This window comes from Micromonospora olivasterospora (assembly GCF_007830265.1).
Lineage (GTDB): Bacteria > Actinomycetota > Actinomycetes > Mycobacteriales > Micromonosporaceae > Micromonospora > Micromonospora olivasterospora.
In genome coordinates, this window is sequence record NZ_VLKE01000001.1 from 3,179,598 (window position 1) to 3,195,729 (window position 16,132).

The following is a 16,132-nucleotide window of genomic DNA, read 5'->3' on the forward strand; positions in this document are numbered from 1 at the left end:
CTCAGGCCGGCTGCGGGGCGTCCGACTCGGCCAACACGACCTCCCACGCCTCCACGCCGCGGTCGGTGACCGTGGTCGGCGACTCCAGGTGGTACGCCCCGCTGGGCAGGACGCCCGCGCCGCCGTGGCGCTCCAGCACGGCGAGCTGGGCGGCCACGTCCTCGCCCTGGTGGTTCACCTGCACCCGCCGCCAGAAGTCGAAGCCGCCCGAGTCGACCAGCGCCGCCCGGTCGTACAGCACGCACCCGCCGATCCAGGAGACCTTGTACGCCCGCCACGCCCCCGGCGGCAGGCGCAGCTTCTCGGTGACGTGCAGCAGGTTCGCCGCCGGGTGGATGGCCGACCGGTGCCACTCCCGGGTGCCGGGGCGGACCCGCTCCGGCACGGGCCGGCCCACCCACTCCTCGTAGTGCCCGTGCGTCTCCGGGCGGACGTCGTCGACGTACGACAGGCCGTGCACGGCATTGCCGACGAAGCCGCAGCCCAGCTCGCCGATCGCGGTGACCAGCCGGCGCAGGGTGCCCGGCTCCAGCCAGACGTCGTCGTCGAGGCAGAGCACGTACCGGGCCGCGGACAGGTCGAGCAGGTACGCCCGGTGCTCGGCCAGCCCGCGCCGGGGCAGCCGACGGGTCAGCAGGACCGGGTGGCCCCGGTGGCGCAGCGCGCGCACCATCGTCGCCGCCGCCGGGTGGGCGTACGCGGGAAGGTCGTCGGACTGGTCGCTGACCACCACTCCGAACCCGGGCACGCCCTCCTGCGCGGCCAGCCCGGAGAGCGTGACCGCCAGCTCGGCGGGGCGGTTGCAGGTCGGGATCAGCACGTCGAGTTGCCGTTCCCGGCGGAACCGCGCGGCGGTGCCGAGGTCGAGCGGCCGGTTCACGCCGGCCTGCCCCGCACGGGCGCGGTGGTGCCCCGGCGGGCCGGCGCCCGGTCGGCGTCGCGCGGCCCGCCGTCCGGGCCCTCGGCGGCGCGCCGGCCGTCGACCTGGTTCCGGCCGTCGACTCGGCTCCGGCCGTCGGTCTGGTTCCGGGCGTTGGCCCGACTCCGGCCGTCGGCCCGGTCCCGGCCGTACGCGCCGTCCCGGCCGTTGGCGCGGATCCGCTCGATGATCGCCGAGGTGGAGCGGTCCGGCACGTATCCGAGGGTGCGGACCTGACCGCCGAGGCGGCGCACCAGCGGCGCCTCCGGGACCATCTCCGGCGGGTAGTCGCCGCCCTTGACGTACACGTCCGGGCGGACCGCCTCGATCAGCTCCGCCGGGGAGTCCTCCTCGAAGACGACCACATGGTCGACGCACGCGAGCGCGGCGAGCAGGGTGACGCGGTCCTCGACCGGGTTGACCGGGCGGTCCGGCCCCTTCAGCCGGCGGACGCTGCCGTCGGAGTTCACGGCGACCACCAGCAGGTCGCCGAGCGCCCGCGCCTGCTCCAGGTAGCGCACGTGCCCCGGGTGCAACACGTCGAAGCAGCCGTTGGTGAAGACCACCGAGCGGCCCTCGCCGCGGTGGGTGGCCACGATGAGGGCCAGCTCCTCCGGGGAGACCGGCACCCGGTTCCCGGTGTCGGCGCCGCCGGCGCCGAGCGCCGCCAGCAGGTCCTCGCGCCGGCACACGCAGGTACCGGTGTCCGACACGGTGATGGTGGCCGCGAGCTGGGCGAGTTGGGCGGCGGTCGGCAGCGGCGCGTCGGCGGCCAGGGCCAGCGTCATCGCCGCCAGGTACGCGTCGCCCGCTCCCACGGCGTGGCTGGCCGGTACGGGGGTGCTGTGGCTGCGCCGCGGCTCGCCGTCCGTGCCGCCGACCACCGCGCCGTCGGTGTCCAGGGTCACCGCCACCACGTCCGCGCCCGTGTGCGCGCGCAGCTCGGCGAGGCGCGCCTGGGCCAGCAGGGCCCGGTCCACCCCGTCGCCGGCCCTCGCGTCCACGCCGGCACCGGTGACGCTGAGCCCGTCGCCGGTCACCGTCACCCTCTCCTCGCCGGGCGTCGGCTCGCCGGTCAGGCCCGTGGGGCGCCCGAGGCCGCCGGGCGCGGTCCCCACGCTCAGCTCCGACGGTCCGTCCGCCGGGTCGACCCCCGGATGGTCCAGGTGCAGGTGCGAGTCGGTACGGGAGGCCGCCCGTGCCAGCAGCCGGGTCGCCTCGGCGAAGCTCGGCGTGACCACGGTCGGAGCGAGGCCCCGCCAGTCGGCGAGGTCGTGCGCGTCCAGCGCGACGGTGGCGTACCGCTCGCGGGCGGCGACCAGCCAGGCGCGTACCGGCGCGGGCAGCGCGCCGAGCCCGTAGTCGCAGACCACGAGGGTGGGCGGCTCGCCTCCGGCGGCGGCCCGCAGCTCCTCGGTGGCACACTCCAGCGCCGTCAGCAGCCGGGCCACGCCGTCGTCGTCCAGCACGTCGTCCGGGTCGCCGGAGTCCTCGCGCAGCAGGATCTGGTTGCCGGCGAGCATCCGTCGCTTCACCGGGGTCGCCCGGTGGGGCTGGCTGACCGTACGGTCCCAGACGCCGGCCCGGTCCAGGCAGTCGTGCAGCTCGTCGCCGGCCACGTCGGCGCCGACCGGGGCGACCAGGACCGCCCGGCCCCCGAGTGCGGCGACGTTGACGGCCGTGTTCGCCGCGCCGCCGGCCGCCGAGATGCGCCGGCGGAGGGTGAGGACCGGCGCGGGCGCCTCCCGGCAGAGCCGGTCCGACTCGGCGAACCGCCACTCGTCGAGCATGGCGTCGCCGATCACCAGCACGGGACGTCCCAGCCAGCTTTCCACGACGGTGGCGAGCCGGCGCTCTTCCGCTGCTGCTGCCATGTCCGTCGGGGTCCCCCGGCCGTGCCGTGTCAAACCTGGGACCACCGCCGCCGTTCCCCCTGGCCAGCCCACCTCCCCCGGCCCCGCCGGCCCCATGATCAGCCAGGCTGGGCGGGGGCGGCCGCGGCGGCCGCCCAGGCGGCGTCCTCGGCCTGCTTGCGGGCCAGGCCGTCGCGGCCGTCGTAGCGGAGGAACGACGGCAGCGCGGCGGCCAACGCCGCCGTGCCGAGCACGCACAGGACCCCGCCGGAGACGATCGACCCGCCGACACCGAGCGGCGTACGGGCCACCAGGCCGGAGCGGAGCTGGCCGAGCAGCGGCCCGGTCGAGTACGACAGCATCTCGATGCCGGCGAGCCGGCCGCGCAGGTGGTCGGGGATCGTCTGGTTCCAGATGATCATGCGGAACAGGCCGGAGACCATGTCCGCCGCGCCGGCCAGCGCCAGGAAGAACAGGGCCAGCCACAGCGAGCCGACCAGGCCGAAGCCGACGATCGCCAGGCCCCAGGCGCCGGCCGCGAGCACCACCATCAGGCCGTGCCGGTGCACCCGGGAGGTCCAGCCGGAGCCGAGGGTCGCGACCAGCGAGCCGACCGCCGGAGCGGCGTAGAGCAGCCCGAGCACCGCCGGCCCGCCCAGCCTGGCCGCCATGAACGGGTACAGCGCCTGCGGCATGCCGAAGAACATGGCGTTGATGTCGACCAGGTACGTGCCGAGCAGTTCGGGGCGGCTGCGGGCGTACCGCAGGCCGGTCAGCACCGACCGCAGCGACGGGCGGTCGGCGGCCGGGGGCGGCGGCACCGCCCGCACCAGCGCCAGGCAGGCCAGCGAGAACGCGAACGTGGCCAGGTCGATGGCGTACACCCAGGCCAGGTCCACCGAGGCGATCAGCAGCCCGGCGACCGCGGGGCCGCCGAGCTGCGCCACCTGCATCCGCAGCGAGTTCAGGGCGCTCGCCGCCGGGATCTCGTCGGGCGCGACGACGCGCGGCGTCAGCCCCTCCAGGGCCGGGCGCTGCAACCCGTCCAGCGCGGCCGTCAGCGCGGCCACCAGGTAGAGCAGCCACAGCTGCGGGCTCGACCCGAGCGAGTTGACCAGCAGGGCCGCGCAGAGCAGCGTGAACCCGATCTCGCCGCCGAGCACCAGCAGCCGCCGGTCCAGGTAGTCGGCGAGGGCGCCGCCGACGAAGGCCATGACGAGCAGGGGTACGAGCTCGCAGACGCCGAGCAGGCCGACGAGCAGCGGATCGCGGGTGAGCTCGTACACCTGGTATGGCACGGTCACGTACGTGATGAACGACCCGAACCCGGACACGCCGGCCGCCGAGAAGACCAGCCGGAAGTCCCGGGACGTGCGTAACGGCGTGACGTCCAGCGCCAGCCGGCGGAGCAGTCTCACGAGCGGATGGTGGCGGGACGACAGGGCGCTGTCGAGGGGTTTTCGGTTTTCCCGCGCCGGAGTCACCGGCGTCACCGGGCGACGGCGGGCGGGCATGTTCCGCGCCAGAAGGGAAAGAACGCGGGGTGACCGCCGAAGCCCAGAGTCGACCCGTGCTGACCGCCCGCCAGCTCCGACTGCTCATGTTCGGCCTGATGACCGGCATGCTGCTGGCCGCGCTGGACCAGACCATCGTCGGTACGGCGTTGCCCACCATCGTCGGCCAGTTGGGCGGAATCAACCACTACTCGTGGGTGGTCACCGCGTACCTGCTCGCCTCCACGGCCTCGACCCCGCTGTACGGCAAGATGGCCGACCTGTACGGCCGCCGCCCGGTCTTCCTCTTCTCCATCGGGACGTTCCTGCTCGGCTCGCTGCTGGCCGGGCTGTCGCAGAACATGACCCAGCTCATCCTCACCCGGGGCGTGCAGGGGCTCGGCGCCGGCGGCCTGATGACGCTCGCGTTCACGATCATCTCGGACGTCGTGTCGCCCCGGGAGCGCGGCCGGTACCAGGGGCTGTTCGGGGCGGTCTTCGGCCTCTCCTCGGTGGCCGGGCCCCTGGTCGGCGGCTACTTCGCCGAGACGAACTGGCGGTGGATCTTCTACATCAACGTGCCGCTGGCGATCCTCGCCATCGTCGTCTGCTACCACGTCATGCGGCTGGTCCCGTTCCAGCGCCGGGAGCACACGATCGACTGGATCGGGGCGGGCCTGCTGGTCGCCGGGGTGAGCTGCCTGCTGCTCGCGCTGAGCTGGGGCGGCACCTCGTACGCCTGGCGCTCCGGCGTCATCATCGGGCTGTTCGCGGCGGGGGCGGTGCTGGCCGCGCTCTTCCTGCTCCAGGAGTCCCGGGTCGCCGAGCCGATCCTGCCGCTGCGGCTGTTCCGCGGCGCGACGTTCGCGCTGGCCAACGCCGCCGGCTTCGTGCTCGGCCTGGTGATGTTCGGGTCGATCATCTTCATCCCGCTGTATTTGCAGATCGTCAAGGGCTCCTCGCCGACCCGCAGCGGCCTGCTGATGCTGCCGATGATGGCCGGCATCATCGTCACCTCGATCCTCACCGGCCAGGCGATGAGCCGGATCGGCCGGTACAAGTGGTGCCCGGTGGCGGGCACGGTCGTGCTGGTCGCCGGCATGCTGCTGTTCACCCGCCTGGCCGTGGACACCTCGCTGTGGCTGGCGTTCGGCTACATGGTGGTGATCGGCGTCGGACTGGGCCTGTGCATGCAGTCGCTGATCCTCGCCGTGCAGAACGGGGTGGCCCTCCGGGACCTCGGCGCGGCCACCTCCTCGGCCACGTTCTTCCGGTCGCTGGGCGGGTCGTTCGGGGTGGCGATCCTCGGCGCGGTGCTGTCGTCGCAGCTCACCGGCCAGCTCGCCGACCGGCTGCCGGGCGCGATCGCCCAGCTCCCGCCCGACCAGCGGGCCGCGGTGGCGGCCCGTGGCGGGACGAACATCTCGATCAACGAGCCGTCGACGATCCTGGCCCTGCCCGGCCCGGTGCGCGCCGCCGTCCAGGCCGCGTTCGTCGACTCGCTGCACCTGGTCTTCCTCACCGCCGGGCTGGTCGCCATCGTGGCAGTGCTGGTCACCCTGGCGCTGCCGAACGAGAAGCTGCGCGGGGCCGGGCCGCAGGGCGCCACGGGCGGGGCCGACCCGCTGGGCGGAAAGGCCCCCGCGCCGGGCGGCAAGCCGCTCACGAAGGAGTCGAAGGACGAGGCTGCCGCCGACATGCAGGCCAAGAGTCAGACCATGTTGTGACGGAGCGGATCGATCAGGTAACGGAATCGGGGGAATCGCCGCCTGTACGGGGGGAGCCGGAAGCCCGCCGGCTCCCGGCCGGGCGCCGGCGAACGGGGGAGGTCACCCGGCCGCGCCGGCCCGCCCGCGCGTGGCGTGCGGCGGGCCGGCACCGGGCGCCCGGCCTACTTGAGGATCAGCCGGTTGGTCTGCTCGAAGACGTCCAGGTCGGCCAGCGTCTCGGTGATCGAGGCCGACAGCGGGGCGGGGAGTCGGTCGCGGGGGAAGAAGCCGGCGTCGGTGGTCTCGTCGGTGACCCGGGCCACGTCCCCGTCCCAGTCCTCCACCCGGAAGGCGACGGTGAAGACCTGGTACGTGTGGCCGTACATGTTGGTGTTGATCCGGTCCGGGCCGGTGTAGAGGGCGAACGCCCCGACCCGCAGAGCTCGCAGCCCGGTCTCCTCGCGCACCTCGCGCACGGCGCAGTCGGCGATCGACTCGCCAAGCTCCATCGCGCCGGCCGGCATCGCCCACTGCCCGTTGTCCGAGCGCCGGATCAGCAGCACCCGTCCCGCGTTGTCGCGGACCACGGCGCGGGCGCCGACGAACATCAATGTGCGGTCACCGGCCAGGGCGCGCAGCTGACCCACGTACGAATCGGCCCACGAGATGCTCACCCGGACAATTTACGGGGGTTCCCAACGTGTGACCGGCGACACTAGCTTGTTACCCATGCGTAGCACGATGATGGACGCCCCGATCCAGGTCGCCCGGATCCTCGAACACGGCGCCACCGTGCACCACGACGCCGAGGTGGTCACCTGGACCGGCGGCGAGCCCCGTCGCATGTCGTACGCCGAGGTGGGGCGGGTCGCCGCCCGGCTGGCCCACGCGCTGCGCGACGAGTGCGGGGTCACCGGCGACGAGCGGGTCGGCACCTTCATGTGGAACAACGCAGAACACCTGGTGGCATACTTCGCCGTGCCGAGCATGGGCGCGGTGCTGCACACGCTCAACATCCGGCTCTTCCCCGACCAGGTGGCCTACATCGCCAACCACGCCGAGGACCGGGTGGTGCTGGTCGACACGACGCTCATCCCGCTGCTGGCGAAGTCGATCGGCCAGATGACCAGCGTCCGGCAGCCCTCTGCTACACCTCCGGGACCACGGGCAACCCCAAGGGGGTCGCCTACTCGCACCGGTCCATCTACCTGCACTCGCTCCAGGTCTGCCTGCCGGAGTCGTTCGGCCTCGGCCCGACCACCCGCGAGCTGGTCATCGTGCCGATGTTCCACGCCATGTCGTGGGGGCTGCCGTACGCGGCGTTCGTCTCCGGCGCGTCGGTGATCATGCCGGACCGGTTCCTCCAGGCCGCCCCGATCGCCGAGATGATCGCCGCCGAGCGGCCCACGCTGGCCGGCGCGGTGCCGACCATCTGGACCGACCTGCTCGGCTACCTGGACGGCCGCGACGTGGACACCGCCTCGCTCAGGGAGGTGATCGTCGGCGGCTCGGCCTGCCCACCGGCGCTGATGCACGCGTTCCACGAGCGGCACGGCATCGAGATCGTCCACGCCTGGGGGATGACCGAGATGTCCCCGCTCGGCTCGGTCGCCCGGCCGCCGGCCGGCGCGACCGGCGAGGACGCCTGGCGCTACCGGTACACCCAGGGCCGGATTCCCGCCGGGGTCGCGGCGCGCATCGTCGGCCCGTCGGGTGAACCGCTGCCCGCCGACGGGGCCTCCGTCGGCGAGCTGGAGGTCCGCGGCCCGTGGGTCACCGCCCGGTACGTCGGGGACGACGGCCCGGACCCGCCCGAGGAGCTGCGCGAGTTCCTCGCGAAGTCGGTGGCGCACTGGCAGCTGCCCGAGCGGTGGGCGTTCGTCGACGCGGTCCCGAAGACCAGCGTCGGCAAGTTCGACAAGAAGGTGCTCCGCTCCCGGTACGCCGAAGGCGGCCTGCCTGTCCGGGAGCTGACAGCGCCGTAACGACGTCAGGCCGTTCGTCGCCTGATTGGGCAGGGGGATACTCCTGAACCTCCCTCCCCAGGGGCGGCCCCGGCGTTCGCACCGCGCCGGGGCCGCCCACTCCTGCGGGATCGTCCCGCAAGACCATTGTTGCGAAACTTGTTCGGCTCTGTCCCGCCGTCGGGGAAAACAGCTGGTGAACAGGTCTCACTCGGTGGCGCTGACCAGCACCTTCCCGACCGTCGAGGTCTCCACCGCCTCGTGTGCGGCCCCTGCCGAGGCCAGCGAGTAGTGGTGCAGCGGCAGGCCCGCTTCCTCGCCGACCCGGATCCCGCCCTGGGCCGCCGCCGCCGCGACGTCCAGCACCCCCTGCGCCTTGGCGGCCGTCGGAGCCGTGTAGATCAGCACGAACTGCCAGCGGGCGTTCGGCACCATCAGCGCGCGGACCGGCAGGGTCACCTCGCCCCCGCCGTCGTCGGCGTACGCGCAGACCGCCCCGCCCGGGCGCAGCACCTGCACGTCGACCGCCGCGTTGCGCGCCGGGGAGACCTCGACCACGGTGTGTACCCCGTCGGGCGCGATCTTGCGGACCTCCTCGACGACGTCCTGCTCCCGGTAGTTGATCACGTGGGACGCGCCGGCCGCCGCCGCCAGGTTCGCCTTCTCCGGGCTGCTCACCGTGGTGATCACGCAGGCGTCGGCCCAGCGGGCGAGCTGGATCGCCGCGTTGCCGACCGCGCCCGCCCCGCCCTGCACCAGCACCGTGTGGTCGGCGAGCGCGCCCGCGTGCAGCTTGTCCGGCATGAACTCGCCGGCGGTCAGGCAGCGGTGCGCGGTCAGGAACGGGATGCCGAGGCACGCACCCAGGTCGAAGGAGGCGTCACCGAGCGGCACCGCCTGCCGGACGGGCACCACCGTGTACTCGGCGGCCGTGCCCCAGGGCCGCTGCCAGGCCGCCTCCCAGAGCCACACCCGCTCGCCGACCAGCCCCTGGTCCACGCCCTCGCCGACCGCCTCCACGACCCCGGCGCCGTCCTGGCCGGGGATCTGCCAGCCGGCCGACAGCGGCCACTGCCGGCGGGCCTTCCAGTCGGTCGGGTTCACCCCGGAGACGGCCACCCGCACCAGGACCTCGCCGGGCCCGGGCTCGGGCACCGGCCGGTCCACGAGCTGGAGCACCGAGGGGTCGCCGTTGGTCTCGTACACGATCGCCTTCATCGCCGCCTCCTCAGCCTCGACGCCCGGGCCGCGCGCCCGCGTCCCCGCTACCCGGACGGTACGGGATCATTCCGACCCCGGTAGGCACGGTTGCGGCGGATCAGCCGAGCCCGGCGACGACCTCCGGGGTCGGCCGGCCGCCGTCGGAGGCGCCGGGGAGGGCCCTGGCGTTGCCGGTCGTGGCTGTCGGGTGCCGGCCGGGCGAGTGTCCGAAATCCGTCGCCAACCACGGAGAGTGATGATCTAGTGATAGATTCAACTAGATCGATTGAGCCCGCGATGGGCCGAAAGGACGAAAAATGGGCAAACCCAGTCGGGTGACAAGAAGGGCAATGTTCTCCGTCGTCGCCGCGGTGGTGGCCGTCGGGCTCGTGCCCGCGCAACCGGCAGGCGCGGCGGCTACGTCATTCCACTACGCCATCAAGGGCGGCACACCTGAGTGGAGCAAGCTTGCCACGCACGACGCGATGGTGGACGCCGTACAGATCCCGCGTGCGACCATCGCGAAAATGAGCACCGAGCAGCTCACCACGGCGGTACTGGACTATCCGCTGCTGCCCGACGCGCTGGCATTCAACAACGTCCAGCACGGTCTCGAGGTCGTGGCCTCCCGATTCACCGGGCTCCGCGAGCTGCTGCGCCGCCCGGACGCGCCCGCGGTGCTGCTCGACCGCTACCAGAAGCTGGACGTTCGCATCCCGTCGACGGACACCGAACTGCAGGCCGGTAACCGGACGCTCGACGCCTGGAAGCTGGAGAGCGTGCTCGCGCAGCCCCAGGTTCTCGGCGCCATGACGGCGGGTCAACTCGAATCGCTGATGCGCGTCGGGCAGGAGAAGTTCGCCGTCAAGCAGAGCCACGCCGCGGTGTACGGCGAAGCGGGGCTGGAGCCCACCGCCGTCGTGCTCGGCCGGGCGCTCGCCGAGCGGGAGGGCTGGGACTGGAAGCAGTCCCAGCTGCTGCGGGAGGGCATCCAGCTCGCCCCCGGCGCGACGACCGCCACCCTGAACGCCGTGCGCCAGCACATGACCCAACCGCTCGTCCGCCACGAGGTGACCGACGGGTTCGGCACGCAGGACTACGCCAGCACGGTCTACACCCCGAGGGGCAGCGCGGTCTCGGTCACCACGATGACCACCGAACTGACCAGCGCCCAGATCACGGCCAACAACAACTACGTGTACAACAACTACCCGTCGGCGACGCTCGAGCGGGGCTCCACGCGCAAGTACAACTGCCACTCGTACGCCTGGTACAGCACGTCCACGGCGAACGACCGCTGGATGAACACCCCCGGCGACGACAGGTACTGGCAGGACGGCAGCTACACGAGGTGGCAGGTGCCGTACATCTGGTTCGCCAACATGAAGCTGTCCTACGCCAGCGACGACCACTCGGGTATCTGGGTGGGCACCAGCAACTACGTCCGGTCCAAGTGGGGTCAGCTCGGCCAGGTGTACCACTACTGGAACTACTCGCCGTACAACAGCTCGACCACCAACTCCTACTTCCTGACCTGACCGGGGCGCGGTGGTGACCACCGCTGCGCACCCGCGCCGAGCCGGAACGATGAGCAGGCCCGTGACCCGGGCCTGCTCATCGCCCGTGCGGGCTCAGCGGGCGGCGGGCGGGCTGCCGTCGGCGTCCGGCCCGGGCGCCAGCAGGCCGATCGGGCTCTGCGGCGGGATGACGGCGCGGCACCGCGCGGCGAGCGGCTCGAGCAGCTCGCGCAGCCGCGCCGTACGCTCCGCGCCCAGCCCCCGCCACGGGCCGAGGGCGGCCCGGTCCGTGGCCTCCTCGGCCGCCCGGAACGCCTCGGTGCCGTGGCCGGTCGGCGCCCGCTCGGCGGTCAGCCAGCCCTTCTCGACCAGCCGCTCCTCGGCGGCGGCCCACTCCTCGTCCGTCCAGCCCCGGGCCATCCGGTGGAACTCGCGCGACTGGTCGACCCGGCACCGCCAGGCCAGCACCTCGACCGGATCCAGCCCCGTGGTGACCAGCGCCGCGACGTGCCCGTCGCCCCGGTGCTCGCGCAGCGTGGTGGCGGCCTGCCAGAGCCGGGCCAGCGGGTACGCGGCGGCCGGCAGGGCCGCGTTCGCGGCACCCAGCACCCGGCCGGCGGTCTGCACCGCGCCGGCCGCCTCCTCCAGCAGGTCGGCGGCCTCCGCGAGGTGTCCCTCCGGCAGCTCGTACGTCAGCTCGGCCAGCGCCTGCACCGCCCCCGTGAGCCGGGCGCGCAGCGCCTCCTGAGGGGTGGCCAGCCGCCACACCGACGGCAGCGCCCGGGCCACCATCGACGGGGCGAAGCCGAAGAACGCCGCGACCACCGGGGCCGCCTCGACGGCGCCGAGCGGGGCGGCCCGGCCGGCGAAGTAGCCCCGCCAGTAGCCGCGCAGACCAACCGCCTCGTACGCGGCGCGGGCGCGTGGGTGGAAGTAGGTGACCGCGTGGACCGGCTCGAAGTGCCTCCACATCAGCCGGGCGAGCCCGGGGTCGTCCTGCGCCGCCACGTGCACCTCCCCGTCGGTCGGGTCACCATGGGGCGGGGGCACCAGCCCACGGTGACCCCGAACCTACTGGTGGTGCGCAGGGGGAGGAAGACTCCTGTGAACCAGCGCACCGCGGTACTACCGCGCCGCCAGCACGTCGACGACGAACCGCAGCGGGCCCTGAGGGCCGTCGAGGTTGGCGAACGCCAGCTCGGCGGGGATGTCGAGCTGCACCCGGCTACCCACGGTCACCCCGACCAGGCCCTGGTCCCAGCCCTTGATGACCTGACCCGTCCCGATCCCGAAGGTGGCCGGCTCGCCCTGGTTCCAGGAGGAGTCGAACTCCTTGCCGTCCTTGTAGTACACGCCCACGTAGTTGGTGGTGATCTGCTGGCCGGACTTCACCGCCGGGCCCTTGCCCTTGATGAGCGTCGTCACGGTGAGCTTCTTCAGCTCGCCCTTGCCCGCCGCGACCGCGGGCCTGGTGCCGAGCGCCGGGTCCGCCCCCTCGGGAAGCTTCGGGGCGGGCGGGGCGGTCGGGTCGGCGGCCGGAGCGCTGGCGCTGGCCGACGGCGCGGAGGCCGTCTGGTCCTTGTCGTCCTTGCCGTTGTTCACCACGACGAAGACCCCGATCAGCACACCGACGACGGCGACGCCGGCGACCGCGCCCAGGATCGACTGCCGGCGGCGCCTCGCCTCGGCGGCCTTCTTCGCCGCCAGCTGGGCGGCCAGCCGCCGCTCCGCCTTGCCGCCCGGTCCCTGGCCCGCCGACCGGTTCTGCACACGCTCGCTCACGTCGACTCCCTGTCAAGAGGTGGGGCCCGGCGGCCGCTGCCGAGGCCAGCGCACACGGTACCCGCAGCGCCGCTCCGGGTGTCCCCCTCGACCGCCTTCCATTTGTGCCCCGATGCGCCGTGTTTCCGGTCCGCCGGTCCCGATACGAGTAGTTTCTCGACCATGGCGATCCTCACCGAAGTAGACCTGGCCCTCCTGGCCGAGCCCCAGCTCGCCCACGTCGCGACCGTCGAGCCCGACGGGACCCCGCACGTCACGCCCGTCTGGATCGACGCCGACGGGGAGCACATCGTGTTCAACACCGCCAAGGGGCGGCGCAAGTACGAGAACATCCGGCGCAACCCGGCCGTCGGGATCTCGATCGTCGACAAGGCGAACGACTTCCGCGCCCTGTGGGTCAAGGGCACCGCCGAGCTGGTCGAAGAGGGCGCCGACGAGCACATCGACAAGCTGGCGAGGAAGTACCTCGGGCAGGACACCTACCCGTTCCGCAAGCCCGGCGAGGAGCGGGTGATCGTCCGGATCACCCCCACGCAGAAGCTCAACCAGGGCTGAGGTGACAGGCCCCTTCCCGGCGTACGGCGGTGGGAGGGGGCCAGTTACTCGGCCCGGGCGCCGACCCAGCCACGGCGCTCAGGCCGTCTTGCGGGCCGCCTTCTTCGGGGCGGCCTTCTTCGCGGCCTTCTTCTCCGGCGCCGCCTTCTCCGCGGCCTTCTTCGGGGCGGCCTTCTTCGCGCCCGCGCCCGCGGCCTTCTTGGCCGCCGCCTTCTTCGGGGCGGCCTTCTTCGCCGGCGCCTTGGCCGCCTTCTGCGCCGACCGCGCCGAGGTGATCGGGGTCGGCTCGCCGCCGCCGCGCTCCGGCTCCTCGCCCCGGGCAGCCCGGGCCCGCTCGACGGACGCCTTCAGCGCCGCCATCAGGTCCACCGCCGCGGCCGGGGCCTCCTCGACCTCCTCCGGCTGGACGACCTCCCGGCCCTCCACCTTCGCGTCGATGACCTCCTGCAACGCGGCCCGGTAGTCGTCGGTGAACGCGTCCGGGGCGAACTCGCCGGCCATCGAGTCGATCAGCGAGCTGGCCATCGCCAGCTCCGGGGGGCGGATCTTCAGGTCCTCGTCCAGGAAGCCGAAGTCCGGGGTACGCACCTCGTCCGGCCAGAGCATCGTGTTGAGCAGCAGCACGCCCTCGCGTACGCGCAGGGTGGCCAGCTGCTCCCGCTGGCGCAGCGCCACCTTGACGATCGCCACCCGCTCCGAGTCGGCGAGCGCGTCGCGCAGCAGCACGTACGGCTTGGTCGCCGCGCCCTCCGGCTCCAGGAAGTACGCCTTGTTGTAGAGGATCGGGTCGACCTGCTCGGCCGGGACGAACTCCAGCACGTCGATCGCGTGCGAGGTGGTCAGCGGCAGCTCGGCGAAGTCCTCGTCGGTGAGGATGACCATCTCGCCGCCGCCGATGTCGTACCCCTTGGCGATGTCGTCGTAGCTGACCTCCTCGCCGCAGACCTGGCAGGTGCGCTTGTAGCGGATCCGGCCGCCGTCGTCCCGGTGCACCTGGTGGAAGCGGATGTCCTTCTCCTCCGTGGCGGAGTAGAGCTTCACCGCGATCGAGACCAGCCCGAACGAGACGGCCCCCTTCCAGATCGCCCGCATGCCCCGCTCCTCTCACCGGTACAGCCCAGGATCGCAAAGGATCGAAGCCGACGCGAGCGCTTCCAGCGGCAACTACAGTCAAAACGTGCCCGGCGCGCCGCTGAAGCCGATGCTTGCGATGACCGGCCCGCTGCCCGCCGGCGCCGACTGGGCGTACGAGTTCAAGTGGGACGGCGTCCGCGCGTTGGCCGACATCGTCGGCCGCCGCCAACACCTGTACGCGCGCTCGGGCGTGCAGATCACCGTCGCGTACCCCGAATTGATCACTCTGGCCGAGCAGGTCGGCGACGCGCTGCTCGACGGCGAGGTGGTCTCGCTCAGCGCCACCGGGCAGCCCTCGTTCACCGCGCTGGCCGAGCGGATGCACGTCCGGGACCCGGCGAAGGCGGCCCGGCTGGCGGCCAGCACTCCCGTGACGTACATGATCTTCGACCTGCTCCGGCTCGGCGGCGAGGACCTGACGGGCCGCCCGTACCGGGAGCGGCGCGCGGCCCTGGAGGGGCTCGGCCTCGGCGGGGCGCGGTGGGCCGTGCCCCCGGCCTTCCCGGACGGCCCGGCCACCTACGAGGCGGCCGGCGAGAACGGCCTGGAGGGGGTGATGGCCAAGCGGCTCGGCTCGCTCTACCGGCCCGGCGTGCGCTCCCCCGACTGGGTCAAGGTCAAGCTGGAGGTGACCGGCGACTTCGTCGTCGGCGGCTGGCGGCCCGGCGCGCGCAGGATCGGCGGCCTGCTGGTCGGCGTGCCCCGCCCGGACGGCCGGCTCACCTACCGGGGCCGGGTCGGCGGCGGCATCGGCGCGGCCATCGAGCGCGAGCTGCTGCGCGAGCTGGAGCCGCTGCGCTCGGGCGCGTCCCCGTTCGCCGCGGACGTGCCGCGCGAGGATGCCCGGGGGGCCATCTGGGTAGCACCTACGGTGGTGGTGGAGGTGAAGTACGGCCAGCGCACCCCCGACGGCCGGCTGCGCTTCCCCCGGCTGCTGCGGCTGCGCCCCGACAAGCCGCCCGAGGAGGTCGACGATGCAGGCTGAGCGGCTGCGGGTGACCGTCGAGGGCCGCGCGCTGGAGCTGTCCAACCTCGACAAGGTGCTCTACCCGGAGGCGGGCTTCACCAAGGGCGAGGTCATCGACTACTACACGCGGATCGCCCCGGTGCTGCTGCCGCACCTGGCCGAACGGCCGTTGACCCGGATCCGGTACCCGAACGGGGTGGCGGAGAAGTCGTTCTTCGAGAAGAACGCCCCGGCCGCCACGCCCGACTGGGTGCGTACGGAGACGCTGCCCGCGCCGGGATCGAGCAAGGGCCGGGAGACGGTCGACTACGTCGTCGCCGGGGACCTGCCCACCCTGGTCTGGCTGGCCAACCTCGCCGCCCTGGAGCTGCACACGCCGCAGTGGAAGATCGGCGAGCATCCGGACATGATGGTCGTCGACCTGGACCCGGGCGCCCCGGCGGGGCTGCGGGAGTGCTGCCGGGTGGCCCTGCTGATGCGCGACCGGCTGGCCTCCGACGGGATCGACAGCTACCCGAAGACGTCGGGAAAGAAGGGCATGCAGCTCTGCTGCCCGGTCGCCGGGACACAGTCCTCGGACGACGTGTCCGCGTACGCCCGGCGGATCGCCCAGGAACTGGAGAAGGCGCACCCGAAGCTCGTCGTGTCGAAGATGGCGAAGAACCTGCGCCCCGGAAAAATCTTCATCGACTGGAGTCAGAACAACGCGGCGAAGACGACCGTGGCGCCGTATTCGCTGCGCGCCCAGTCCGTGCCGTCGGTCTCCACCCCGCTGACCTGGGACGAGGTCTCGGCCGGTGCCGCCGGCAAGCGCCCGGCGACGAAGCCGTACACGGCGGGGGAGGCCCTGAAGCGGGTGGAGAAGCATGGCGACCTGCTGGCCCCGCTGCTAGACGGCGGCCCGCAGCTCCCGCTGTAGATGCCGCACCGTGCCGCACCATGCCGCACCATGCCGCACCGTGCCTTGATGCCGCACCATGCCGCACCATGCCGCACCGTGCGCGCGATGCACCGGCCACGCGATCTTGGACAGTTGTCG

At 73.1% G+C, this 16,132-nt stretch carries 13 protein-coding genes and 1 pseudogene; 6 read left to right on the forward strand and 8 right to left on the reverse strand.

Annotated features, from left to right (window positions below; all coding sequences use genetic code 11):
• Nucleotide 1 precedes the first annotated feature (1 nt).
• The 3 genes from JD77_RS14535 to JD77_RS14545 form a co-directional block, all read right to left on the reverse strand.
• A complete protein-coding gene (locus JD77_RS14535) occupies nt 2–880 on the reverse strand; it encodes a glycosyltransferase family 2 protein (RefSeq protein WP_145774872.1) in 879 nt (292 codons plus the stop codon).
• Nucleotides 877–2,793 (reverse strand): D-glycero-beta-D-manno-heptose 1-phosphate adenylyltransferase, encoded by a 1,917-nt coding sequence (gene rfaE2, locus JD77_RS14540; RefSeq protein WP_246140666.1) that lies wholly within the window; start codon nt 2,791–2,793, stop codon nt 877–879. Before rfaE2 ends, JD77_RS14535 begins: the two co-directional genes overlap by 4 nt.
• A 98-nt stretch (nt 2,794–2,891) precedes the next feature.
• Nucleotides 2,892–4,190 carry an MFS transporter gene (locus JD77_RS14545; protein WP_342799650.1) on the reverse strand — a complete coding sequence of 433 codons (1,299 nt, stop codon included), beginning with the start codon at nt 4,188–4,190 and terminating at the stop codon, nt 2,892–2,894.
• Nucleotides 4,191–4,342: 152 nt separating this feature from the next.
• Between JD77_RS14545 and JD77_RS14550 the strand changes: the two genes are divergently transcribed.
• Nucleotides 4,343–5,992: an MDR family MFS transporter gene (locus tag JD77_RS14550; RefSeq protein WP_246140667.1), complete on the forward strand. Its 1,650-nt coding sequence runs from the start codon at nt 4,343–4,345 to the stop codon at nt 5,990–5,992.
• Nucleotides 5,993–6,156: 164 nt separating this feature from the next.
• Here JD77_RS14550 and JD77_RS14555 read toward each other — a convergent pair whose 3' ends face one another.
• Nucleotides 6,157–6,648 (reverse strand): NUDIX domain-containing protein, encoded by a 492-nt coding sequence (locus JD77_RS14555; RefSeq protein ID WP_145774875.1) that lies wholly within the window; start codon nt 6,646–6,648, stop codon nt 6,157–6,159.
• A 70-nt stretch (nt 6,649–6,718) separates the two neighbouring features.
• Between JD77_RS14555 and JD77_RS14560 the strand changes: the two are divergent.
• Nucleotides 6,719–7,959, forward strand: a pseudogene (locus tag JD77_RS14560) (AMP-binding protein).
• Between the two features lie 186 nt (nt 7,960–8,145).
• On the opposite strand, the gene JD77_RS14565 reads toward JD77_RS14560, so the two are convergent.
• On the reverse strand, nt 8,146–9,156 hold the full coding sequence (locus JD77_RS14565) for an NADPH:quinone reductase (protein ID WP_145774876.1): 1,011 nt from the start codon (nt 9,154–9,156) through the stop codon (nt 8,146–8,148).
• A gap of 299 nt (nt 9,157–9,455) precedes the next feature.
• On the opposite strand from JD77_RS14565, the gene JD77_RS14570 reads away from it, so the two are divergent.
• Nucleotides 9,456–10,676: a hypothetical protein gene (locus JD77_RS14570; protein WP_145774877.1), complete on the forward strand. Its 1,221-nt coding sequence runs from the start codon at nt 9,456–9,458 to the stop codon at nt 10,674–10,676.
• 93 nt (nt 10,677–10,769) lie between these two features.
• Here the strand turns inward: JD77_RS14570 and JD77_RS14575 are convergent, their stop codons facing one another.
• Entirely contained in the window at nt 10,770–11,627 is an 858-nt protein-coding gene (locus JD77_RS14575) for an SCO6745 family protein (RefSeq protein WP_170286638.1), read from the reverse strand.
• A gap of 153 nt (nt 11,628–11,780) precedes the next feature.
• Nucleotides 11,781–12,437 carry an FKBP-type peptidyl-prolyl cis-trans isomerase gene (locus JD77_RS14580; RefSeq protein ID WP_145774879.1) on the reverse strand — a complete coding sequence of 219 codons (657 nt, stop codon included), beginning with the start codon at nt 12,435–12,437 and terminating at the stop codon, nt 11,781–11,783.
• Nucleotides 12,438–12,599: 162 nt separating this feature from the next.
• Between JD77_RS14580 and JD77_RS14585 the strand changes: the two genes are divergently transcribed.
• Nucleotides 12,600–12,992 carry a PPOX class F420-dependent oxidoreductase gene (locus JD77_RS14585; RefSeq protein ID WP_145774880.1) on the forward strand — a complete coding sequence of 131 codons (393 nt, stop codon included), beginning with the start codon at nt 12,600–12,602 and terminating at the stop codon, nt 12,990–12,992.
• Between the two features lie 78 nt (nt 12,993–13,070).
• Here the strand turns inward: JD77_RS14585 and ku are convergent, their stop codons facing one another.
• Complete coding sequence (gene ku, locus JD77_RS14590; protein ID WP_145774881.1) at nt 13,071–14,084, reverse strand: non-homologous end joining protein Ku; 1,014 nt, start codon at nt 14,082–14,084, stop codon at nt 13,071–13,073.
• Between the two features lie 85 nt (nt 14,085–14,169).
• Here ku and ligD (JD77_RS14595) point away from each other — a divergent pair, with 85 nt between their 5' ends.
• Together ligD (JD77_RS14595) and ligD (JD77_RS14600) are read left to right on the forward strand one after the other, a co-directional pair.
• The gene (gene ligD, locus JD77_RS14595) at nt 14,170–15,111 is read left to right on the forward strand and encodes a non-homologous end-joining DNA ligase (protein WP_145774882.1); all 942 of its coding nucleotides are present in this window, start codon (nt 14,170–14,172) and stop codon (nt 15,109–15,111) included.
• Nucleotides 15,101–16,012 carry a non-homologous end-joining DNA ligase gene (gene ligD, locus JD77_RS14600; RefSeq protein ID WP_145774883.1) on the forward strand — a complete coding sequence of 304 codons (912 nt, stop codon included), beginning with the start codon at nt 15,101–15,103 and terminating at the stop codon, nt 16,010–16,012. The genes ligD (JD77_RS14595) and ligD (JD77_RS14600) overlap by 11 nt, the downstream gene beginning before the upstream one ends.
• Nucleotides 16,013–16,132 lie beyond the last annotated feature (120 nt).

Coding starts and splice junctions, on each gene's coding strand:
- JD77_RS14570 (WP_145774877.1), top strand. CDS start 9,456: ATGGGCAAACCCAGTCGGGTGACAAGAAGGGCAATGTTCTCCGTCGTC.
- JD77_RS14585 (WP_145774880.1), top strand. CDS start 12,600: ATGGCGATCCTCACCGAAGTAGACCTGGCCCTCCTGGCCGAGCCCCAG.
- ku (WP_145774881.1), bottom strand. CDS start 14,084: ATGCGGGCGATCTGGAAGGGGGCCGTCTCGTTCGGGCTGGTCTCGATC.
- JD77_RS14565 (WP_145774876.1), bottom strand. CDS start 9,156: ATGAAGGCGATCGTGTACGAGACCAACGGCGACCCCTCGGTGCTCCAG.
- ligD (WP_145774883.1), top strand. CDS start 15,101: ATGCAGGCTGAGCGGCTGCGGGTGACCGTCGAGGGCCGCGCGCTGGAG.
- JD77_RS14575 (WP_170286638.1), bottom strand. CDS start 11,627: ATGTGGAGGCACTTCGAGCCGGTCCACGCGGTCACCTACTTCCACCCA.
- rfaE2 (WP_246140666.1), bottom strand. CDS start 2,793: ATGGCAGCAGCAGCGGAAGAGCGCCGGCTCGCCACCGTCGTGGAAAGC.